Source organism: Tunicatimonas pelagia, from assembly GCF_030506325.1.
Classification (GTDB): Bacteria; Bacteroidota; Bacteroidia; order Cytophagales; family Cyclobacteriaceae; genus Tunicatimonas; species Tunicatimonas pelagia.
Genome location: NZ_CP120683.1, coordinates 2,226,310 through 2,249,450 on the forward strand (window position 1 = coordinate 2,226,310; position 23,141 = coordinate 2,249,450).

At 43.9% G+C, this 23,141-nt stretch carries 20 protein-coding genes and 1 tRNA gene; 6 read left to right on the forward strand and 15 right to left on the reverse strand.

Features of this window, described 5'->3' with window-relative positions; all coding sequences use genetic code 11:
• Positions 1-27: 27 nt before the first annotated feature.
• The 3 genes from radC to P0M28_RS09345 all read right to left on the reverse strand — a co-directional run bounded on the left by radC (position 28) and on the right by P0M28_RS09345 (position 1,753).
• Positions 28-729: a RadC family protein gene (radC, locus tag P0M28_RS09335; RefSeq protein ID WP_302209582.1), complete on the reverse strand. Its 702-nt coding sequence runs from the start codon at positions 727-729 to the stop codon at positions 28-30.
• Positions 730-802: 73 nt separating this feature from the next.
• Positions 803-1,057, reverse strand: a complete 255-nt coding sequence (gene rpsT / locus P0M28_RS09340; RefSeq protein ID WP_302209583.1) for a 30S ribosomal protein S20 — start codon at positions 1,055-1,057, stop codon at positions 803-805.
• Between the two features lie 156 nt (positions 1,058-1,213).
• Positions 1,214-1,753, reverse strand: a complete 540-nt coding sequence (locus tag P0M28_RS09345) for an immunoglobulin-like domain-containing protein (protein WP_302209584.1) — start codon at positions 1,751-1,753, stop codon at positions 1,214-1,216.
• Positions 1,754-1,927: 174 nt separating this feature from the next.
• Between P0M28_RS09345 and P0M28_RS09350 the strand changes: the two genes are divergently transcribed.
• The 3 genes from P0M28_RS09350 to murA all read left to right on the forward strand — a co-directional run bounded on the left by P0M28_RS09350 (position 1,928) and on the right by murA (position 6,406).
• The gene (locus tag P0M28_RS09350) at positions 1,928-4,180 is read left to right on the forward strand and encodes an ATP-dependent helicase (RefSeq protein WP_302209586.1); all 2,253 of its coding nucleotides are present in this window, start codon (positions 1,928-1,930) and stop codon (positions 4,178-4,180) included.
• A gap of 267 nt (positions 4,181-4,447) precedes the next feature.
• Entirely contained in the window at positions 4,448-5,077 is a 630-nt protein-coding gene (locus P0M28_RS09355) for a DUF4290 domain-containing protein (RefSeq protein WP_302209588.1), read from the forward strand.
• Positions 5,078-5,080: 3 nt separating this feature from the next.
• Positions 5,081-6,406 (forward strand): UDP-N-acetylglucosamine 1-carboxyvinyltransferase, encoded by a 1,326-nt coding sequence (gene murA / locus P0M28_RS09360; RefSeq protein WP_302209589.1) that lies wholly within the window; start codon positions 5,081-5,083, stop codon positions 6,404-6,406.
• Positions 6,407-6,424: 18 nt separating this feature from the next.
• Here the strand turns inward: murA and P0M28_RS09365 are convergent, their stop codons facing one another.
• From P0M28_RS09365 to P0M28_RS09390, 6 genes are all read right to left on the reverse strand, one after another.
• Positions 6,425-6,646 (reverse strand): hypothetical protein, encoded by a 222-nt coding sequence (locus tag P0M28_RS09365; protein WP_302209590.1) that lies wholly within the window; start codon positions 6,644-6,646, stop codon positions 6,425-6,427.
• Between the two features lie 245 nt (positions 6,647-6,891).
• Positions 6,892-8,601 (reverse strand): single-stranded-DNA-specific exonuclease RecJ, encoded by a 1,710-nt coding sequence (gene recJ, locus P0M28_RS09370; protein WP_302209591.1) that lies wholly within the window; start codon positions 8,599-8,601, stop codon positions 6,892-6,894.
• Between the two features lie 12 nt (positions 8,602-8,613).
• Positions 8,614-9,186 (reverse strand): hypothetical protein, encoded by a 573-nt coding sequence (locus P0M28_RS09375; RefSeq protein ID WP_302209592.1) that lies wholly within the window; start codon positions 9,184-9,186, stop codon positions 8,614-8,616.
• 187 nt (positions 9,187-9,373) lie between these two features.
• On the reverse strand, positions 9,374-10,048 hold the full coding sequence (locus P0M28_RS09380; RefSeq protein WP_302209594.1) for a coiled-coil domain-containing protein: 675 nt from the start codon (positions 10,046-10,048) through the stop codon (positions 9,374-9,376).
• Between the two features lie 134 nt (positions 10,049-10,182).
• Positions 10,183-11,586 carry a class II fumarate hydratase gene (gene fumC, locus P0M28_RS09385; RefSeq protein WP_302209595.1) on the reverse strand — a complete coding sequence of 468 codons (1,404 nt, stop codon included), beginning with the start codon at positions 11,584-11,586 and terminating at the stop codon, positions 10,183-10,185.
• Positions 11,587-11,841: 255 nt separating this feature from the next.
• Positions 11,842-13,830: a TonB-dependent receptor plug domain-containing protein gene (locus tag P0M28_RS09390; protein ID WP_302209596.1), complete on the reverse strand. Its 1,989-nt coding sequence runs from the start codon at positions 13,828-13,830 to the stop codon at positions 11,842-11,844.
• Positions 13,831-14,261: 431 nt separating this feature from the next.
• Here P0M28_RS09390 and P0M28_RS09395 point away from each other — a divergent pair, with 431 nt between their 5' ends.
• Positions 14,262-15,038 (forward strand): pseudouridine synthase, encoded by a 777-nt coding sequence (locus P0M28_RS09395; protein ID WP_302209597.1) that lies wholly within the window; start codon positions 14,262-14,264, stop codon positions 15,036-15,038.
• Between the two features lie 285 nt (positions 15,039-15,323).
• Here P0M28_RS09395 and P0M28_RS09400 read toward each other — a convergent pair whose 3' ends face one another.
• Positions 15,324-15,851: a YfiR family protein gene (locus tag P0M28_RS09400; protein ID WP_302209598.1), complete on the reverse strand. Its 528-nt coding sequence runs from the start codon at positions 15,849-15,851 to the stop codon at positions 15,324-15,326.
• A 447-nt stretch (positions 15,852-16,298) separates the two neighbouring features.
• Positions 16,299-16,371 (reverse strand) — tRNA-Phe (locus P0M28_RS09405).
• Positions 16,372-16,439: 68 nt separating this feature from the next.
• On the opposite strand from P0M28_RS09405, the gene P0M28_RS09410 reads away from it, so the two are divergent.
• Entirely contained in the window at positions 16,440-17,804 is a 1,365-nt protein-coding gene (locus P0M28_RS09410; protein WP_302210876.1) for a 4Fe-4S dicluster domain-containing protein, read from the forward strand.
• Positions 17,805-17,835: 31 nt separating this feature from the next.
• Entirely contained in the window at positions 17,836-18,630 is a 795-nt protein-coding gene (locus P0M28_RS09415; protein ID WP_302209600.1) for a (Fe-S)-binding protein, read from the forward strand.
• A gap of 22 nt (positions 18,631-18,652) precedes the next feature.
• On the opposite strand, the gene P0M28_RS09420 is transcribed toward P0M28_RS09415, so the two are convergent.
• The 4 genes from P0M28_RS09420 to aroC form a co-directional block, all read right to left on the reverse strand.
• The gene (locus tag P0M28_RS09420) at positions 18,653-19,450 is read right to left on the reverse strand and encodes a hypothetical protein (RefSeq protein WP_302209602.1); all 798 of its coding nucleotides are present in this window, start codon (positions 19,448-19,450) and stop codon (positions 18,653-18,655) included.
• Entirely contained in the window at positions 19,437-19,868 is a 432-nt protein-coding gene (locus P0M28_RS09425) for an ABA4-like family protein (protein WP_302209603.1), read from the reverse strand. The genes P0M28_RS09420 and P0M28_RS09425 overlap by 14 nt, the downstream gene beginning before the upstream one ends.
• A gap of 148 nt (positions 19,869-20,016) precedes the next feature.
• Positions 20,017-21,525 (reverse strand): hypothetical protein, encoded by a 1,509-nt coding sequence (locus P0M28_RS09430; protein WP_302209604.1) that lies wholly within the window; start codon positions 21,523-21,525, stop codon positions 20,017-20,019.
• A 35-nt stretch (positions 21,526-21,560) separates the two neighbouring features.
• Positions 21,561-22,640 carry a chorismate synthase gene (gene aroC / locus P0M28_RS09435; RefSeq protein WP_302209605.1) on the reverse strand — a complete coding sequence of 360 codons (1,080 nt, stop codon included), beginning with the start codon at positions 22,638-22,640 and terminating at the stop codon, positions 21,561-21,563.
• Positions 22,641-23,141 lie beyond the last annotated feature (501 nt).

Sequence of the window (23,141 nt, forward strand, 5' to 3'; positions counted from 1 at the left end):
TTCCTAACTTAGAGAAATCAGAACATTTTACAAAATCCCTTCATCAGCAAAGCTTAGATAACTCTGGTCAGTAAAAATAATGTGGTCCAGCACGGGTAAATCCAGATGCTTCCCCGCTTCCTTGAGTTTGCGGGTAAGATGAATATCCGCTTCGCTGGGTTTTAGATTACCCGACGGATGATTATGCACTAGCACAATAGAACTGGCTAGTTTCTCCAGTGCCTCTTTGAAAATCGTTTTGGGGTCGGCTACGGTACCGCTCACTCCGCCTTGACTGATGCAGTGGGTGTTAATGACCATATTGGCGCGGTTGAGCAAAATAATCCAGAATTGCTCTACGGGCTGATCGAGCAGATAAGGCTGCATAATGCGGTAGGCATCTTCCGAGCTTAGAATTTTTTCCCGCTTCACCGGTTCGCTGCCCTTACGTCTTCTTCCCAATTCCAACGCACTTACAATGCTAATGGCTTTGGCCTCACCAATACCGGGAAATTTCTTTAAATCGGCTACCGATAGTTTAGCCAGTTCGTGCAGATTGTGATTAACGCTGTGCAGAATAATTTTTGCTACGTCTACCGCACTCTTATCGCGGGTGCCCGAACCAATCAAAATGGCAATTAGCTCTGCGTCCGACAAAGCCGCTCGGCCCTTCAGCAACAGTTTTTCTCGGGGACGGTCTTCTTCGGCCCAGCTTAATATTCCTCGCTCTCGCAAATGAGTTTCTTTCATAGTGAGACGAAGAAAATAAAAAAGCCTTACGCTTGCTAAGCATAAGGCTCATCTATATGATGTATGTACTTTTTTACGATAATTGGTTTACGTACTTCGCCAAGTGCGACTTCCGATGCGCCGCTTTGTTTTTATGAATAATATTTTTCTTAGCCAACTTGTCAATCATTCCGGCTACTTCTTTGTACAGCTTTTCAGCTTCAGCCTTATCGGTTGTGTTTTCTAACCGCTTAATAAAGGTTCGAGTAGTTTTTAACTGGTAGCGGTTACGAAGCCGCCGGGTTTCGCTAGAACGAATTCGCTTAAGTGCTGACTGGTGATTTGCCATAATTATCTTAATGTATTTATCTCTGTTTGCCCTAGGAAACAGAAAAAAATTTTCTTTAGTTTAAAAGGACTGCAAATTTAGAAATATTTCTAAAAAATACCAACCCTCAGGAAATGATTGATGAATGATGACAAATGATTAATGGACATAAAGCAATCACTCATTAATCATTATCTCAGAGTAGAGTTCATATTCGTCGTATTCGTACTCTCTAATTTTCACCGAATAACCTTTCCTAATTCGGTACTTTCCGGGTTCGTAACGATAACCGTCTATTGGTAGATGAATATCAAAGTCGATAGATGAGCCTTTTTTAAAAATATAGCCTAGATCGTTAAAAAATCTATCGCCAGGGACTTTGCGCCACTCCTGGCTCTCTAGCTTCTCAATGGTGTAACGTTCACCCGTCATAATTTCTTCGTACTGATTATTGGTAATGGTTAGCATAATAGGCTGATCGAGTTCAGAGCGTTTGACAGTATCCCGATTAATTCTCATGAAAACGGTATCCTCTAAATAATTCGCTTCATCAGTCTCAGCCATTTCTTCCTTCTTAGCTCGGTTCTCCGCTGCGGTTGAATCAGCACTTGAAGAATCTCCCATTGCGTTATCTAATGGCTTTTTTTCCGCATTCTGATTACAGGAAAGCAGTAAACAGATAAATAACAAAGTCAGAAAACTCGGTTTAGTATACATTCACGACAGGTTAATATGTCTAGGGTGATAGTACAGATATTTTAGCCAATATTCTATCATTCTGGCGAATTTTCTTGTCTACTACTAACGTTCAAAATCTGCGCTTCGGTCTTCGTTTTCCGGTTTCCGGTCTCCATTTTTTATTGTACCTTGCGTAGCTAAGCCTGACCGTGTATGGATTATTTAGACAGTTTGAACGAACCGCAACGCGAGGCGGTCATTAATACCGAAGGGCCGAGCCTCATTATTGCCGGGGCCGGCTCGGGAAAGACTCGCGTACTTACTTACCGCATTGCCTATCTGATTCAAAAGAAAGGGATAGATCCGTTCAGTATTCTGTCGCTAACCTTCACTAATAAAGCGGCTAAAGAAATGCGCGACCGCATTGAGCGCGTGGTAGGCACGGAAGCCCGCAACCTCTGGATGGGCACCTTTCACTCCGTATTTGCCCGTATTTTGCGAGCCGAAGCAAGCAAGTTAGGTTACCACAGCAACTTTACGATTTACGATACCGACGACTCTAAAACCCTCATCAAAAATATTCTTAAAGAAGTAGGACTGGATGATAAGGTGTATAAACCGAACGTGGTGTTTAACCGAATTTCCAGTGCTAAGAATCGTTTAGTTTCTTGGCGGGCTTATCAGGACAATCCTTCTATTCGGGCGGAAGATGAGGCGGCGGCTAAACCCCAAATGGCGAAGCTCTACCGGCTGTACGTGGAGCGTTGCTTTAAGTCGGATGCGATGGACTTTGACGACCTGCTCTTTAATACCAACGTGCTGTTTCGCGAGCATCTGGATGTGCTAAACAAGTATCAACAGCGCTTTCGCTACGTACTAGTAGATGAGTTTCAGGATACCAACGTTTCCCAGTATTTGATTACCAAGAAGCTAGCCGCGGTTCGTCGTAATATTTCGGTGGTGGGAGATGATGCCCAGAGCATCTACGCTTTTCGAGGAGCGGATATTCAGAACATTCTCAATTTTCAGAAAGACTTTTCTGAGGCTCAAGTATTTAAGCTGGAACAAAACTACCGTTCTACCCAAAACATTATCAACGCGGCTAACTCAGTCATTGCCCGCAACAAAGCCCAGCTCAAGAAGCACATCTGGACAGCTAACGATACCGGCGACTTAGTAGAGGTGATTAAAGCTACTTCCGATCAGGAGGAAGGACGACTCGTAGCCTATTCTATTTTCGAGACAAAGAGCAATGAGAATGCCCGCTACCGCGATTTTGTGATTCTGTACCGCACCAACAGCCAGTCGCGGGCAATGGAAGAAGCCCTCCGCAAACGAAATATCAAGTATAAAGTAGTAGGCGGACTTTCGTTCTACCAGCGCAAAGAAATTAAAGACCTAATCGCCTACATGCGCTACGCCATCAACTCTAATGATGAGCAAGCCTTCCGACGCATTGTGAACCTACCCAAGCGAGGCATTGGCTCCACGTCGGTGGATAAAGTGATTGTAACGGCCTACGAAAACGGTTACAACATCTGGGATGTACTGCAACAATCGGGTGAATTTTTTCCCGGTCGGCTGGGCAACGCTTTAACCCAATTTACCGATATGGTTAAGGGCTTTCGGTTAGAAGTAGCCCGAAAAGATGCTTTCGATGCTGCTTCCCATATCGCCAAGGGTTCGGGACTGCTGCGAGAGTTGTACGAAGATAAGACGGTAGAAGGCTTAAGCCGCTACGAGAACGTACAGGAATTACTGAACGCCATTAAGGAGTTTGTGGATGACCCTGAAGTGGAAGACAAAAGTTTGAACGCCTTTCTACAGGAGGTAGCCCTACTCACGTCTTCCGATCAGGACAAAGATGATGATCCGGATAAAGTAACGCTGATGACCATCCACATGGCTAAGGGCTTAGAGTTTCCTTACGTATATGTGGTGGGGATGGAAGAAGACTTGTTTCCTTCGCAGATGATGCTGGCCAGTCGGCAGGACCTGGAAGAAGAACGGCGCCTGTTTTACGTGGCCATTACCCGATCCATGAAAAAGCTAACGCTATCCTACGCCCTCACCCGCTATCGCTTCGGTCGGTTGAAAAACTGCGAACCCAGTCGCTTTTTAGAAGAGATTGATCCGGCCTACATGATGGTAAACAAAGAGTTGGGTTCTCGCTCGCCCGTAGGGGACACCAAGCACGCCCGCGTACTGCTCAACAGCATTCAGCGCGATCGGCAAAGAACATCTACCCAACAGAAAAGTAATTACAAAGCCTCACCTGACTTTGCCCCTAGCGATACTAGTCAGCTCACATCGGGCATGAAAGTAGAGCACCCTAAGTTCGGATTTGGCCGGGTAGATAATATCGATCATCAAGGTGCCAACCGAAAGGCTAAAGTTATTTTTGATGATTTTGGCGAAAAAACATTATTACTTAGTTTTGCCAAACTGAAGATTCACGAAGAGTAGATAGGATATCATTCAGCAATTTTTACATAAAAATCCGTTTTCTTCGTTATCTTAGCAGCGCACATCTAACCGAATAACTGCTTTAGCATCGGTAATCTATTATTTATATTCAGATTTATCTTGTCATTTCTTCAAAATTGCTTGACAATCTGTACTAGTAACATTCTAAATTTTGCTACCAATTTGAGTTCGCGTAACTCATACGATTCGGAGTGCTGATACCGAAAAGCTACCTAACTTTCAACTATTCATTGTCAATTAATTCCTATGTTAGAATACAATTCCAGCCGGACCGATATTATTTTGAAAGAATACGGCCGCAACGTACAAAAACTCGCCAATTATCTATCCACCATAGAAGATGGTGAAGAGCGAACCCGCTATGCCTACACGCTGATTGAGTTAATGCGTCAGCTAAACCCTAGCGTGAAAGAAAATAATGAGACTACGCAGAAACTGTGGGATGACTTGTTCATCATGACCAACTTTACTCTAGATGTAGATGCGCCTTATCCATCGCCCGAAGTGGATATACTCACCAAAAAACCCGACCGAGTTCCCTATAGCACCGAGCCGGTTCGCTACCGCCACTACGGAAAAAACTTGGAAAAACTGGTTCAGCAGGCCGGAGAGCTAGAAGATGCCGAAGAAAAAAAAGCAGCAACTATCTACTTGGGTAAGCTGATGAAAACATTTTATGGCACCTGGAACCGGGAAAATATAGACGACGAAATTATTCTTCGCGATATGAAAAAGATGTCGAGGGGTAAGCTGAGTATTTCCGAAGAAGAAGTAAAAGAGAAAGGCCTGTTCGAGATAAACCAGCCCAAAACCCGAAATAACAATAACAACAATAATAATAAGGGCCGACGAAATAATCATCGGCGAAAACGATAGCAAATGGCATTTTTCAAAATTGAAGGCGGACACGCTCTGAAGGGCGAAATTATTCCGCAGGGGGCAAAGAATGAATCTTTGCAGATATTATGCGCGGTGCTACTCACCCCTGAGCCGGTTACCATCCACAAAGTACCCAACATCCGCGATGTTAATAAGCTGATTGAACTGCTAGGTTCAATGGGAGTAGAAGTAGAGAAGCTGGATGAGGAATCGTACCGCTTTACGGCTAAAAACGTAGATATTAACTATCTGAATACTCCCGAATATAAACAGCAAGCCGCTTCATTACGCGGCTCCATTATGGTGATGGGTCCTCTACTCGCTCGCTTTGGCGAAGCCTCGCTACCTAAACCCGGAGGTGATAAAATTGGTCGCCGTCGTTTGGATACGCACTTTTTGGGCTTCGAGAAGCTAGGAGCCAAATTCAACTACGATACCCAAGATAGTTACTACACTATTGATGCCTCGAATCTGAAAGGCACCTACATGCTGTTGGATGAGGCCAGCGTAACCGGCACGGCTAATATTGTAATGGCCGCTAGCATGGCCGAGGGCGAAACAACCATCTACAATGCTGCTTGCGAACCCTACTTGCAGCAGCTCTGCGAAATGCTAAACCGCATGGGAGCTAAGATTTCAGGCGTAGGCTCTAACTTGCTTAGAATTGAGGGCGTTTCTTCACTGAAGGGTACGGAGCATACTATGCTACCCGACATGATTGAGGTGGGAAGCTTCATTGGTTTAGCCGCCATGACTGGCTCAGACATCACCATTAAAGGAGCCGGAGTTCATCAACTGGGAGTTATTCCCGCTACCTTCCGCAAGCTGGGAATCAATTTTGATGTGAATGGCAATGATATTCACGTCTACGATAACGAGCACTACGAAATAGACACGTTCATTGATGGCTCCATCATGACTATTGCCGATGCCCCCTGGCCCGGACTGACTCCCGATTTGCTGAGTATTATTTTGGTGGTGGCTACTCAAGCTAAGGGTACGGTGCTTATTCATCAGAAGATGTTTGAGAGCCGTTTGTTTTTTGTGGATAAACTCATTGATATGGGAGCGCAGATCATTCTTTGCGACCCGCACCGCGCTACCGTTATTGGTTTAGACCGTTCCCAGTCGTTGCGGGGGTTGTCAATGACTTCGCCCGATATTCGCGCCGGAGTTTCTCTACTAATTGCTGCCCTTTCGGCCGAAGGAGAAAGCCTGATCTATAATATTGAGCAGATTGATCGGGGCTACCAAAACATTCACCAGCGGCTGCAAAACCTGGGTGCCCAGGTAGAACGCTACGATAGTGCGGTGTTCACCAAATAATCTGCTAGAGAAAGCTGCTTAGTTCAAAAGTATTTTTCTGAGCTTAGCAAATGCATCGTAAGAGAGATGTAACTGACCAGTACTTGGTGCACTAGCTCCATTTTTCTTCTCGAAAAATCCGTACTTAATCTCGTCAATTAATACCTGACCTTCATCATTTTCGTAGATCTGGCTACCACCTGAGATCACTCTTCCGTGTACTCGTTCCTGGCGGCTTAGAGCCTTTACAATTTTTTTCATGGTAGTATAATTAGAGGGCGTTTAATTATTATTAACCTCAATATTTGCTCCTACAAGGGCCAGCTTCTCGGTAATCTCTCGCGAAAACTTAGTCAGTTCTTACATCAGGGGTAAGAATGAGGTGGGGAACAAAACTGTTGAGGGCAATGCTAATTTGATGTCTAACTTATAGATAAACCGCTGAAAAGAAAAATAAATTCTTCTTTCATTCACCAGAAGTACAATTAACTATCATGGTAAATGAACTACTGCTCATCCATTAACTGAAGATCTTTTATTTCCAGTTGTAAGGTAGTTTTGCCATTGTAATGATTCTCAGTTACGGAATACGCCATTTTGAATGGCTGATTCTTCTGCACAAGATCATACAAATGGGGCATCCGGAAGCCAATGGCATTTAGCGGGGCGCAACCGTTTTGGCAAACCTCAAGCTTCAGGTGTTGCTCTCGTAATAAACGAGCTTGGTTGGCAATATGCAGATTTTCACTGACAAACACCGGACGCATATTGCCGGGGCCAAAGGGAGCCATCTGCCGAATAATATTATACAATTTGGGAGTCACCTCCGTAAGCGAAATCATCATATCTACCGGAACCTGCGGCACCCTTTGCTCTTCGGTAATGCGCTCGGCAACAGCCTGCTCAAACCGCTCCCGAAATTTTGATACATTTTCTACCTTCAACGTTAGCCCTGCTGCACTGGCATGACCACCAAACTGCTCTAGCAAATCAGCGCAGGCAGCAATTGCATCATGTACATCAAACCCTTCTACCGAACGAGCCGAGCCAGTAGCTTTTCCGTTCGATTCGGTAAGAATAATGGTAGGACGATAATGCTTCTCGATACAGCGCGAGGCCACTATGCCGACTACTCCTTTGTGCCAGTCTTGATTAAACAAGACCGTGCTCCGCGCCTCCTTCAACTGCTGGTCGGCTTTAATCATACTCAGTGCCTGATCGGTAATACTACTATCGAAGTGGCGACGTTCGGCATTCTTCTGATGCAACGCATCGGCGTACTGAAAGGCTTTTTCCTCATCTTGTTCCAACATTAGTCGCAAAGCAGCATCGGCGTGACCAATGCGTCCGGCCGCGTTGATACGCGGAGCAAAACCAAAGACAACCTTTTCAATAGTTAATGGTGGTTTTATTCCGGCTACTTGTATCAATGCTTGCCAGGCTGGGCGAGGTCGTTGGTTGATTTCCTGAATTCCGCCGTAGGCCAACAGGCGGTTCTCGCCCGTAATTGGTACAATATCCGCCCCAATGGCAATGGCTACAAAATCTAGCAAACGGTACAATGGCTCCAACGATTGTTCAGTCTGCTGGCAAAATCCTTGTAACAACTTAAAGCCTACTCCGCAGCCACACAGCTCTTTGTAAGGATACTTACACCCTGCTTGTTTAGGATTTAAAATAGCGTGGGCCGGAGGCAGCTCATTACCCGGACGGTGATGGTCGCAAACAATACAGTCAATATTCTGCTTACGGGCTTTGTTAATTAACTTAACCGCCCGAATACCACAATCAAGCGTAATAAGTAGGGCTACCTCATTCTCCACCGCTCGTTGAATACCGCGCTCCGATACGCCGTACCCTTCTTGGTAACGGTCAGGAATATAATAATCTACTTTATCGTAAATTTCGCGAAGAAAATAATATACCAATGCTACCGAACAGGTGCCATCTACATCGTAGTCGCCGTACACTAAAATCTTCTCCTCTCGGTGCATGGCCAATACTAGCCGACGTACAGCATGATCCATATCTTTCATCAGGAACGGATCGTGTAACTGGTCTAGATCCGGCCGAAAAAAGTCTTTGGCCTGGTCGTACGAACTCACTCCTCGCTGAGCCAGTAGGGTAGCTAGTGTAGCCGGCACACGAATATCAGTAGTGAGCTTCTCAATAGTCTGCTGGTCTGGTATTTCCTGCAACACCCACTTCTTTCGCATAATATTCTACTATTACTGCTTAATAAACTGGAACCGATACTCAATAGTAAAATCTTCTATATCATTAGGTAGTTCGTCAACCCCCAAGGCCTGTAGGTTAACATCAGCACGATTAATAGAGAATAGTAGGGAAATTTGCTGGTTAGTTAGTGATTCTATAACCATATTTAGCTGATTGAGTCCCAACTCATTCGCAACATCTAAACTGATTGTTTCTTCATTATCGCTAAGCGACCAGGTTCCGCTATCAGTCCCATCTGGGCTAGCAAACGTATAATCGTTGTTATCAGCAAAGCTAACCGTAGTTCCGGCAGGAAATACCACATTGGCTGCATCCTCCAGGTCTTGATCTAACTCGGCCACTTCGGGAATGAGAAGTGCAACAGTTTGAACATTGTCTCGGCCTATCTCTCCATTAATACCATTAATCCTTACTCGGTAATCTACCAATTCACCCGACTGAATTTCCCAGGTGCCGATGAGCATATCGCGACGGTCAGCATCTTCATCATCATCGGTACAGGCAGTGAGGGTAACTGCTATTACTAGGAACGAATAGTGTATCTTACTAATAAATGAATTCATAAGTCGGTTATATTATTTGGTAAAAGTAACTATAAAATCAATCTGATAGTGCACCATCTTAACTTTTGGATGGCTACGAACTGTAGGTATAATGAAAAAGTGGGGGGAATATTATAAAAAGAAAAGCGTACATTCAGGTTAGCCTGATTATGCACGCTTCTATCATACTTATGCTATTTACCTTTTGCTAGTTGACTGAAGCCGCGCTAGAAGGGTTATTGCTTCGTAAATCTTCGAGTACGTCTTTAATCGGCACTCGCCCGCCATCGCGATAAGGAACAATCCAGGCATCTTTTACGCCCATTGCTCGCAAGTACTTCTTGAATTTATCGGCTTCCCAGTAGTCTCGAAAATTACCCAGCGTATACTGTTGAACACCATTACCGGCGGTTTCTTCGGTAAAGTTTTCGCTAGTGTCGTAATTGGATAAATCCTGATTTTGATACGCCCCAATCTGTACTCGAAATACTAATCCCTGATTATACTCAGCGTCTCCATTGGTAGCCACTACCGGTACATTCTCTTGGGCAGCATTAGCCTCAGCTTTTGCCTGCTGTAGCTCGTCTTGTAGTCGGCGTACTTGATCTTTTACTTGTTTCACTTCAGCATCTTTCTGAGAAAGCTCATTTTTGGCGGAGGTAAGCTCACTTTCCAGTTCACTAGCTTTAGCCGCTAACTCTTTGGTTTTATCTTGCTGCTCCCGAAAGGCAGCCGGATCCATTTTTTTGAGCTCCTTTAAACGCTTCTTCTGTTCTTTCTTCAGACGCTTACGCTCCTTTTTAGATAACTTCTGAGCCATAACTACTTCGGGCACTACCGTAAGGCTTACCAGAAAGAGGGCCACTATGCATACATACTTCATCACTGGTATGGTTTAATTGAAAATTAGTTTTAGTCCACGGTCTACAGTCCACCGAAAATGAATGATTGATGACTAATGAATAATGATTGATGAGCAGAGATATATTTTAATCATTAGTCGTTAATCATTATTCATTACTTTAAGCTTCCTACCATATTTTCGGGGACTACCCACTCATCAAATTGTTCATCGGTGAGTAACTCCAGTTCTACTGCTGCCTCTCGCAAAGTAGTGCCATCAGCATAGGCTTTCTTCGCAATTTTAGCTGCATTTTCGTAGCCAATGTGCGGGTTCAATGCTGTCACCAACATGAGCGAATTATTCAAATTAGCGTTAATTACTTCTTGGTTAGGCTCAATCCCTACTGCACAATTATCATTAAACGACTCACAAGCATCTCCCAACAGCCGGGCGGAGGTAAGCAAATTATAAATCATCATGGGTTTGAATACATTCAGTTCAAACTGCCCATTCATGCCTCCCACGCTAATCGCCGTATCGTTGCCAATCACCTGAGCACAAACCATCGTTAGTGCTTCGCACTGGGTAGGGTTCACCTTACCCGGCATAATTGACGAACCGGGTTCATTGGCCGGGATCAGAATCTCTCCTATTCCACAACGTGGCCCTGAGGCCAGCATCCGAATATCATTGCCAATCTTCATTAAGCTCACCGCCAGTTGCTTCAATGCTCCTGACGTTTCCACAATAGCATCGTGAGCAGCTAACGCTTCAAATTTATTTTTAGCCGTTACGAACGGATGACCACTATATTCCGCTATCTTCTCAGCCACCGTTTCGGCGTATCCCTGCGGAGTGTTCAGTCCCGTTCCTACTGCGGTTCCACCTAGCGCTAATTCTGCTAAATGCGCGAATGTATTTTTTATCGCAGCGATTGCGTGATCCAATTGGGCAACATAGCCGCTAAACTCGTGTCCTAGCTTTAGCGGAGTAGCATCCATGAAGTGGGTTCGCCCAATTTTTACAATATCTCCGAAGGCTTGCACCTTTTCATCTAGCGTATTTCGTAGTTTTTCTACCTTAGGTAAGGTTTGTTCTACAATCATCGTATAGGCTGCAATATGCATAGCCGTTGGAAAGGTATCGTTGGATGATTGCGACTTATTCACATCATCATTCGGATGAATTTTCTTCTTTTCGTCAGCTAGTGCTCCCCCGGCTAATACGTGAGCCCGATTAGCAACTACCTCGTTCACATTCATGTTACTTTGCGTGCCTGACCCGGTCTGCCACACCACTAACGGAAACTGATCGTCTAGTTCGCCCGACCGTATTTCATCGCACACCTGAGAAATCATGTCGGCTTTTTCTTGATCCATTATTCCTAGAGCCGTGTTCGTTTGCGCCGCTGCCTTCTTTAAAATGGCAAAGGCGTGGATAACCTCTAGCGGCATTTGCGTGGCAAGGCCACCGATTTTAAAATTTTCCCGAGAGCGTTGTGTCTGCGCTCCCCAGTACTTGTCGGCAGGTACTTGTACCTCGCCCATTGTGTCTTTTTCAATACGATAATTGTTCATGTTCGCGGTTGGTAGTATTTGAAATTGTGTTTAAACAAATTTAGAAAAAAATAAGAAGCGACTATTTTCACGTAGGTACTCAGGATGTAGGGTATTGCCAGAAACTTTCGCTAATTTTTTACAAAAAGTCATAAACAGCAGAAAGCCCACATCCCTTACAGTCTGTTAACGTAAAAAAGCCTATCCAGATTTGAGATAGACCTTCCTTTTCAAACTACTTAGTTTAGCCGATGGCGGTGCCAAGTACTCATCATTCTAAAATCTAACATAAGCTGATACATTAAATGCACGAGTTGGTTGATTTTGGACGGCATTATAGTTAGCAAACAGAATTTCAGGATTGTATACTGTTTCATTAAGTAAGTTGATTCCGTCTAGTATGATGCCCGTTTTAGGGCCATCAAAACCAAACACATTATTCAACCTAATGTCCACCCGAGCCGTGAGCCAGCTAAAGGCACTTAACTGGCTTTCTTCGGTGTCTTGAAAGTCTGGCTTGTCGTATGGTTTAGAATAATAAGCATTAAAGACGCTTAAGCCAACTATATCTCTGATATTGACGTGCCCTCCAATTTTGAGCATGTGATTAGGTAACCTAAAGACGTTCTCATTGCCGTCGCCATCCTCCGAAGTGCTGTAAGCGTACGAACCATCCATGTAAAAACTTTTGCTAAATACGTAACGGCCTTCTAATTCAAAGCCCTGGGAGCTAAGTGTGTTAGCGTTGGTATATATCAAGGCAAACCTGGGATCTGGGTTGGGTATTCTGGTAATAAGGTCCTGCTGATTACTGCGAAAGTACGTGGCGGCTACCCTTCCTCTAGATCCGGCATAAAATAGCTGCCCCTCAAAAGTATTGATAGTTTGTGGTACTAAATCCGGATTACCCGCCAGTGAAGGCGGCGACACTATGCTGGTTTCAAGAGCATAAGGAGCGCGAAATGCTGCCCCGTACATAATTTTGGCCCCTAAGCCCGACGAAAATGAACCAATAGCTGCTAAACGAGGCACAAAGTTTACATCAATATCAGCAACTTTATTAATCTGTCCGCCAACAACTAGATTTAGCCATTCGGTAGGCTGGTAGTTAGCCTGAAGGTAACCGTGGTACCAATTGGTTTGATAGGGTTCAATAGAGTTAAAAGTGTCATTAACGGCTAATTCGCCCGCCAATAAGTAAGCCGAACCACCAAGCACTATATCTACTTTCTCAGCAATATTTATAAAATTAGTCAGCTCAAACACTACGTCGTTAACTTCCGGCAAACGGGGTGACGTAGCGTTTTGCAGACCATTGTCATACGCATCATCTAACCGATTGTAAGTAACATTAGCACTAAGTTCGTATACATCCTCTACAATCGATTTACTATAACCTACATCTAAGAACGTTCGCTGACTTTCGTATACTTCGGCGGCTGAATTAACCAGCGCAACATTATCAAAATTGTTGGTACCATGAAATCCTGTAACCTGTAGGTCTTTATAATTGAGCTTAAGGTAAGCACTAACAATTTCTTCCCCGAAAGAGTTAGTACCGGCCAACCTTCTGGGCCCCGCAATACGGGTAGAATCTGAAAACAGCCAACCCTCTGACTGATGATAGGTAAGCCCGGCATTGATCTTCAGGTCTTCTCCTATAACAGTTCCGCCACTCACCTGCACATTTGTAGTATTAAATGTTCCGTAACCAGCCTGCATATTCAGGTAAGGCTCGGCCGTATCTTTGGTAATGATATTCACTACTCCGGTGTAGGCATTGGAGCCATACAATACTGAACCTGGTCCGCGTATCACTTCTATTTGTTTGATCGACTGTACTGGGAAGGTGGTGAGAATACCTATATTGTTGCCTCCGAACACACTCTCCCGGAAAGGACGACCGTCGATAAGGAATAAAATATTAGGACTGATGTGTGAAGGTAGGTCTCCCCGCAAACCCAGTGAAGCTCGTCTGAAAACAAATGATGCTAAACCGTAGAAGCCAGGGGCACGCTCTAGAATTTCATATAAAGAATTACCACCGAAATCTTCGATATCTTGCGCCGATATTGTCGTGATCACTGAAGGAGCATCAAACACTTTTTCTTCTGATTTAGAAGCACTGGTCACGGTCACGTTCAACAATTCTTCTAATGATAGCTCGAAGAGGTCAACATCACTTTCACTTTGTGCCTGTAGTCTGTCAACACTTGTTAATGCCAGTATGAGGCCAATGAAGAAAATTAGTAAAGTAGATTTCATATGTGATGAGAGTTTACTATTATTTGACCGTTTTGTAGCGACAAATTTATGTTTACTCTCTCTAACTGCTCTACTATTTGATATAATAAACCTACTAGGTAAGCTTTGATAAAAACAAACCCTATCTATCTGAAAAACAGTATATTAACATGGATGATTGGTATATTTACCAGTTCCATATTCTGATAAATAGATCACCTGACTACCAAAATAAGCATCTATAGTACAAAGGAATATTCTTATCATCTAACATTCTAAATAGTTTTGTGTACAATTATATATTTACTGCTGTTCTTCTCCAGAGAATGGCGTAAAACTGCGTAGCAGCTATGGTATAAAGAGCATCTACTAAAAAATGCCCTCAATTCTAAAGGATCAAAACATTCATTACATTATGAAACCTGCTTGTTTAAGGCTACTTTCATATTCTTATGAAGAAAAGAAATAACAAGCTAGTAAAACAGGCCAAAGCAGACTCGGCACCTCCTTCTGATCTTATTCGCCTCAATCGCTACATTGCTAATGCCGGAGTATGCTCGCGCCGGGAGGCCGATAAATTGATAGAAGAAGGCCAAATTAAGGTAAACGGTAAAATTGTTACTGAATTAGGCACTAAAGTAAAGCGTACTGATAAAGTACAGTATCAGGGGAAAATACTCAATCCCGAAAAACTGGTTTACGTGCTTCTGAACAAACCTAAAGATTTTATTACTACTACAGACGATCCTCAGGAGCGCAAAACGGTGATGCAGCTAGTAGCCAATGCGGCCGAAGAACGGATTTACCCGGTAGGACGCCTAGATCGCAATACTACGGGTCTACTGCTACTCACTAACGATGGAGAATTAGCCGAGCGGCTTACTCACCCTTCGTATGAGATACAGAAGCTGTACCAGGTAGATATTGATAAACCAATTACTGACGAAGATTTTATCAAAATTGAGAACGGGGTAATGCTAGAAGATGGAGCTGCACCAGTGGATGAGATTGGGTTAGTTGGTCCGGAGCGAACTAGTTTGGGGATATCTCTTCACATTGGCCGCAACCGGATTGTACGCCGTATTTTTGAACATCTGGGTTACGAAGTTATTCGTCTTGACCGGGTAATGTATGCTGGGCTAACTAAGAAAGATCTATCTCGAGGAAAGTGGCGTTACCTAAACAAAGCCGAACTAATAAAGATTAAGCACATGGGCCGAAAAAAGTAATTGCCCAACCTCTATAAAAAGAAAAGGAGGGCCCATCAGATGCGGATACCCTCTTTTACTACACTACACAACCTAACCTAAATCTTAAATGTCTTGGATTAGGGGTAAGGTAAAGGAGGGGCCATCTAAAATGTGGCCCGTCTCTTTTACTACACTACACAACCTAACCTATATCTTAAATTTTCTTAGTTTGTTAGGAAGAAGGGTAAAGGAGGGGTCATCTAAAATGTGACCCACCTCTTTTACTACACTACACAACCTAACCTATATCGTTTAATGCGTTGATTAAATAAGAATTGCTAAACTCAGCAAGCTACTACTTGCCTGTAAGCCAGTCTTCTTTAATGCTAGCTGATTAATCTTGAATCGTAACTTAGAACCATCCACTACAAAGCTTACGGGTGCTCCCTCACTAGCCAAATCTTCTTCGGTAACAATCAATACGCCAGCATCATTTATTTGTGATACCAGTGCAGCTAACTGCGATGAAGCCGACTTCGGCACGTAAACTATATTACACGCTTTCGCTTCGCTTGGCGAGCTGATGGTTTTTACTGCAATCTCACTCTTATTCTTCAAATTACCCTGCAACTCATTGGCTATACTCTTCTCCTGAAGTACTCCTATCACATAGCCACCCGAGGCAGCCGGAAAATTTATATACTTAGTAAAGTTATAAAGATAAATTGCCTCTAACTTTCGGGTTGAGATCTGGGCGTTGACATGTAGGGAACATAACAACCCTACCGCCAAAAGCACCAAACTACTTATCTTCACTTGTCTCACTACGCTATTCCTTTTTGCTTTAGACATATACAAATGTATTAGCTAGCTTTATTAATAAGAATCGGGCTTTGGCGAAATACCTACATATGTAATTTTGATCTTAGTTCTTACATAAATTATGACTTTTGGTAGCGTATCTTTGATCAAAGTATTAATATTCAAACAAAGAAATGACTGTTATCAAAAGCCTATGACTTGTATTGGTTTAAACACAAGCTCTTTTCATTTGCTACATTTTCAATGGTTATTAAGATATCGACTGATAAATTTCTGATATGGTAAATTATTTGCTATTATCTTTCGTTATTGAAAATAGTATGCTTGCATAACAAATTTTATAATTACTATATTTGCCAGAAGCGGTCTTGGGAAATTCGCATGTAGTAAAGAGAGAGGTATTATGAAAGAAATGAAGAAAAATTACCTAAAAACAAAAAAAGCCTTCCTGCGAAAAGCAGAAAGGCTCAGAAGAAATGGTGATGAGTGGGCTCGAACCACCGACTCACGGATTTTCAGTCCGATGCTCTACCAGCTGAGCTACATCACCGTAACGGGCTACAAAACTAGATAAAATTCTGAATGCTGCAAAAAATTTAACGAAAGTTATATACTATGATAGCTTATCTCGGACAAATTGCATTTATCGTAATAGTAGGAATTGCTTCAGTTATTCTGACCAAGCGGATTCGGCGAATTCGGCAAAATATTTTGCTGGGTAAAGACACTGATAGAGATGACCAACCCTCAGCCCGTTGGCGTACTATGTTACTGGTGGCCTTTGGTCAGCAGAAAATGTTTAAGCGAATTATTCCCGCTTTCTTTCATTTCCTTATATACGTAGGCTTTATCGTCATCAATCTGGAAGTGCTAGAATTTGTAATAGATGGCTTGCTGGGAACCCATCGCTTATTTATGCCCTACTTGGGCGATGTGTACTTGGTAGCTATGAATATTTTCGAAACATTGGCGGTGCTGGTCGTTCTGGCCTGCGTAGTGTTTTTGTGGCGAAGAAATGTGCAGAAGGTACGGCGTTTCCATGCCCAGGAAATGACTAAGTGGCCCAAATTAGATGGTAACTTAATATTGGTTATTGAGATTATTTTGATGTTTGCCATCTTAACCATGAATGCTACCGACCAGCTGTTACAAACCCGCCCTGATAGTGGCTACGCAACTACCGGAACACTATTCTTCAGTTCGCTGCTAATGCCGTTGTTTGCCGGGCTAGATACTAGCACATTAATATTCGTTGAACGCTTTGCTTGGTGGTTCCACATTATTGGCATTCTAGCCTTCGCCGTTTACGTTACCTACTCAAAGCACCTGCACATCTTTCTGGCTTTTCCGAACACCTACTATTCGCGACTGGTACCCAAGGGGCAAATGGACAACATGCCTGCGGTTACTAAAGAAGTACAAATTATGCTGGGTACTCAACCTGAGAACGGAGAAAGCGATACTGAAGAAGAGGTAGGCCGGTTTGGAGCAAAAGATGTGAACGATTTGATGTGGACCGACTTAATGGGAGCCTACGCCTGCTCAGAATGCGGTCGGTGTACGTCGGAGTGCCCAGCCAATCAAACCGGAAAAAAACTATCGCCTCGCAAGATAATGATGGATACTCGCGATCGGTTAGAGGATGTGGGTAAGCAGCTTGATAAAGGAGAAAACGGATTAGAGGACGGCAAATCTTTACTTGATGATTACATCAGCCGGGAGGAACTCAATGCCTGTACCACTTGCAATGCTTGCGTAGAGGCTTGTCCTATCAATATCAACCCGCTATCTATTATTCTGCAAATGCGACGCTATGTAGCCATGGAAGAAGCACAGTCTCCGGCTTCCTGGAATGCAATGTTTTCTAACATTGAAAATAACTTTGCTCCTTGGAAGTTCGCTCCCACCGATCGGTTCAACTGGGCGGATGAATTAGTTACAGAAAACCGGAAAGCGGAGACCGAAGACCGGACTAATGACTAATAACTATTTAATAATCAGCAATTAAGCAATTATGAATAAAGAAGTAAGAGTACCAACAATGGCCGATCTGGTAGCACAGGGCGAAACTCCGGAAATATTGTTTTGGGTGGGCTGTGCTGGCTCTTTTGATGATCGGTACAAACGAGTGACTAAAGCATTTGTGAAAATTCTGAATGCAGTAGGCACTAAGTTCGCAGTGCTGGGTACGGAAGAGGCTTGTACGGGTGACCCGGCACGACGAGCCGGAAATGAATTTCTGTTTCAGATGCAAGCGGCCGCTAACATTGAGGTGCTAAATGGCTACGAGATAAAAAAAATAGTGACGGCTTGCCCCCACTGCTTCAATACCATTAAAAACGAGTATCCCGAATTGGGTGGAAACTACGAAGTAATTCATCACTCTACTCTTCTTCAACAATTGATTAACGATGGTAAAATCACGATGAAGGGGGGAGGAAGCTTTAAGGGGCGCAAGATCACGTATCACGATTCTTGCTATCTGGGCCGGGCTAACAATATTTACGAAGCTCCCCGCGAAGTGCTGGAAGCGTTGGATGCCGATTTAATAGAGATGAAACGTTGCCGAACCAAAGGGCTTTGCTGCGGGGCGGGTGGTGCTCAAATGTTTAAGGATGCTGAACCTGGCAATAAAGAAGTGAATATTGACCGAACCGAAGAAGCACTAGCTACTGGAGCCAAAACTATCGCCGTAGCTTGCCCCTTCTGCATGACCATGATGAGCGACGGAGTAAAGAATAAAGAAAAAGAAAGCGAAGTGGCCGTAAAAGACCTTGCCGAGTTGATTGCTGAAAATAATCAGCTATAAACTAACGAAACTCCTTTACCGCTCAGTGGAATAGGGTGCTGAGTAGCGGACGAGCATCGGTTGCTTCCCAGAAAATAAATCCAGTAACTCCAACATAGATCATGGCAAATAGCCACGTCCATACACGGGAGTTTTGCCAGTTTTGTTGCTCAGTTTTGTAAGCAAAAAGCGGAATAATCTGTAGGCTATGGATACCAATAAAATGAGCGATTCGTAAATCGCCACCTTCGGTACTCCAGTTTACAAAAGGTAGTCCTGACCCGCCGTCAGCCACACCAACACTATGCGAAACCTGTCCAACCATCATTCCGCCTACCGCACTGGCAAACAGAAATAGTAGCAAGGCTAAGCGAATAGCTAACAGATAGGTAGGTGACAGCTTAATTTTCCCCACAAAAAACAACATCGTCATCCAGGTGAAAAGTAGCGTATTGGTTACAATGGCAACTCCCATTGTGTAGTAAATTTTCGCGTCCAGCATTGTCGCGCCATTAAAATGGGATTGCACTCCCCGCGCTGCCTGGAATACTATGCAAACAATCTCAATAACCATAGTAGCTGCGATTCCCCAAGCAATAATGCGAACCGAGCGAGGGTAAGCCGACAGATATTCTAGAAACCAGCCCACTGTCCACAAATAAATGACAATAGACAAGGCAAACTTCATCGGCTTAATCCAAACATTAATGCCCATAACCGTACGTTCGTCAATAAAAAACAGTGAGAGCAGAACAAGAAATAGTACCGCATGTGTGAAGCCTACGTAGGCTAGCATTCGATTTCGCCGAATTAGCTCCTGATAAAATTTAAGCCAGTTCATGCGACAATCGTTTAGTATAAATAGTTCGGAGAATCAGATAGAGCAGCAGGCCAATAGGTCCTAATAAGAATGTAAACAGCAAACAGGGAATAATCAGCCAACGCGATATTCCTAACTTTTGAGCATTTTCCACCTCCCAACTGCCTACAAAAAGATCAAAAGCCAAGTAATGCACCCAACCCGCCAACAGTGACCAGGGATTCTCAAAAAGTTGGCTCACTTCGGCTAGCGAACCAAAGCCACCTTCTGAATCACCGAGGTGAGTAATAATTAGAATAGTGTACAAAGCGGAAAGCAGAAGCACTACTCCGAGGCGAACCAGCGTAAGAGTATATTTCCAGCGGAAAGCCACGATTAGCAGAACCCAGCCGATAAGCACAAAGGTGTTAGCAAAAGAAAAGATGGTTTCGGGTTGCATGATTACAATTGAGAGTGAATAATGAAAAATTGATAATGAGTAAAGCTCAGCTTAGAATTTTCTGTACTGAAGGCACAAAAGGAAAGTGAAAAATCGTAGGCAGTCGGCCAATGAGTAAGGTAAACCGTAAAATAATCAAGATGAACGATTAGCGAGCGGATCGAGTGATACGTAGTGCCACCATATGTTCAAATTCAGGTAATTCAAATTGGATGGTTTCACCGCTACCAGAAATATTTCCCGTATCAATAGCTTCTCCCGTAAAAGGAGAGATAAACTCATAGGTGAAATTTCCCTGAGGCAAATTTAGTTTCACCCAATCCGTAGCTTGACCCGTGAAGAAGATAGCGTACTGCTGACCCGCTTCAGCTAAACACTGAGTCTCTAGCCCGGGAGAATGAACGACCGTAGAAAAGTCAGGGCTCATACGAATATAGTCCAGTGACTCCACAAACTCATGCAAGTAGACTAGTTGTTGACGCAAGGTAGTACTACCGCCACCCGGAGCATCGTTACTTCCTTTCCCGTCTTCGTGCCCCACGTAAAACGAATAATCAAGATTGTTAAATACACTACCACCCGCTACAATAAACTGCCAAGCCTGACGCAGATAGGTGGTATCTGAACTCCCCGCAAACCCAGATTCATCGAAGCTGATAGGTCGATCCCAGGCGTAGTTCATCCAAACGGCTTCGGGCCAAGCGTAGTGGAAGTTGAGAATATTCACGCCATCTTGTACTTCTTCTAAAGAGTGACGGAAGTTGCAGTAATTCTGAGCAATGAGGTGCTTACTAGTTAACTCTTTTTCAGTGGCTACAATTTGATCAACCATGATCTGCTGCCACTCGAGCGACGCTTCAGAAGCAGTATGCGCCCACTTAGCCCAGGTTAATTCTTTGGGGTCTAAAGTTTTGAGTGTCCGCAGAGCATCTTGCGGATCGTCTGACCAAGGTTCATTCTGAATTTCGTAGAAAATATTGTTGAACGAATTAAGCTCAGTAACAATCTTTGCAACCAGTTTTTTCTGATAATCAGTCAGCGAGCCATTCGCCAGCGTATTAGACTTCTTTCGATCTATTTTGGGAACACCGTTTATGTTGTTACCGGAGTTGAACGGATTTCGTTCCCAAGATTCATCCGCATAGGTTGAGCAAAAGAAGGTTACTTCTACGATGATATCTCGCTGATCAGCCTCGCGAATGAAACCCGTCAATCTCTCAAAATACTCCGGATTCCATTCATCCAGGTCAAATTTCTTTTCCCCTTGGTACAGCCCTTCTTCATCAGTACGTTTCCAGGGAGCAACAAAACGATTTACTGCGGGAGCCAGCGTATTATTTCCAATATTAAAGCTACCAGGAATTTCTACGTAAGAACCTACGAAAATTCGGGTGTAGTTCATTCTTTCCTGTTGCATTGTCTCCAGATAGGCTCGATAATCAAAGTCCAGATTAAGTACCGCCCCATAGTGTTCACCGGAAGTAATTAGCAACGTGGGTTCATCTTGATAGATGAAGTAGTGAGGATTATCTGGGTGTAACGCAATGGGTTGAACAGCACTCGTTTGAGCCACACCTGACTGAGCCATAACTGATTGAATTACAAATACACTGAATGAAATAAGTGATAGCGCAACAATACGCGAAGAAGAAAACATGTTAGGTTATTGAAGTTAGTGTAGCAGAATATATGTTATTCTAATTTAGTAGTGACGTTTCGTAAATACATATCGGTAATTACTAGTGCCGCCATCGCTTCCACAATTGGAACCGCTCGAGGCACCACGCAAGGGTCATGACGACCTTTTCCCGAAACGGTTACCGTCTCACCGGCTTCATTCACACTATCCTGATCCTGCATAATTGTCGCTACCGGTTTGAAAGCCACCCGGAAATAAATATCCTCGCCGTTAGAAATACCTCCTTGTACGCCACCGGAGTGATTCGTTTTAGTCCGTATGGCTCTTCCATCGTTATATATCTCATCATTGTGCTGCGAACCACGTAGAGTAACTCCGTCAAAACCGCTGCCGTACTCGAACCCCTTAACCGCATTAATACTTAGCATCGCTTTTCCCAGCTCAGCGTGCAGCTTATCAAATACCGGCTCGCCTACCCCCGCTGGAACTCCGGTGATGACTGCACTCACTACTCCGCCAATTGTATCGCGGTCTTTACGAATATGGTCGATTAGATCAATCATCCGCTCAGCCGTTTCTAAATCGGGACAGCGCACTGGGGTAGCTTCGGTTTGAGAAAAATCTAGGGATTCGTAAGGCTTTTCCAGTCGTAAATCGCCTACTTGAGAAACGTAGGCTTGCACGTCAATACCTTTATGCTTTAGAAAGAGTTTGGCAACGGCTCCGGCAGCTACTCGGGCGGCAGTTTCCCGAGCCGAGCTACGGCCACCGCCCCGGTAGTCTCGCACTCCGTATTTAGCGTGGTAGGTATAATCCGCGTGAGAGGGACGGAATTTGTCGGCAATGTGCGAATAATCTTTGCTCCGCTGATCTTCGTTGGGAATATAAATGGCTAAGGATGTTCCAGTCGTTTTCCCTTCAAACACGCCTGACAAAATCTGAAAGGTATCGCTCTCCTGGCGTTGGGTGGTAATTTTTGATTGTCCGGGCTTTCGCCGCCCCAACTCCTGCTGAATGAAATCTTCGTCTACCGGGAGTCCTGCTGGGCACCCGTCAATCACTACTCCAATGCCCTTCCCGTGCGATTCGCCGAAGGTGCTGATCTTAAACAACGTTCCGTAAGTATTGCTCATTTTCTTATTCCAAAATTTCTATCTGTCTCCTTTGGCATGTATCAGCAAAATCCCCTGAATTGAAAGTGGCCAAGGAATCAATATGTTCTCATCGCGGATCAATTCAATAATTTCGTTTGCATTACCATGATGCTGGTCTTTTGAGTCATACAAGGCTATCCAAAACCCAGTGTCTACTAGCACACTTTTACGCACCGCTATCTTCTTGAGCACGCTCTATACTAGAAGCATACCCCTCCCAAGGAGCGCGCTTCCTACCACCTACGATAAATTTTCCTTTATTCAGCTTACCATCCCGCCAAATAAGATACATCCGGTCGCCTTTTTTAAATTGAACACTATCAGTGAGCTGACTAGTAATATCCTCTACGAAATCACCCTCAATTTCAAGCTTGAATACTGCTAGCGCGCTTCCGCATTCTTTCGCCTGATGCTCGTCTAGCCACTGGTACAGACCTTCGTAATCACCCTTCAGGCCGAGATCATAAGAAAGCCAGAATG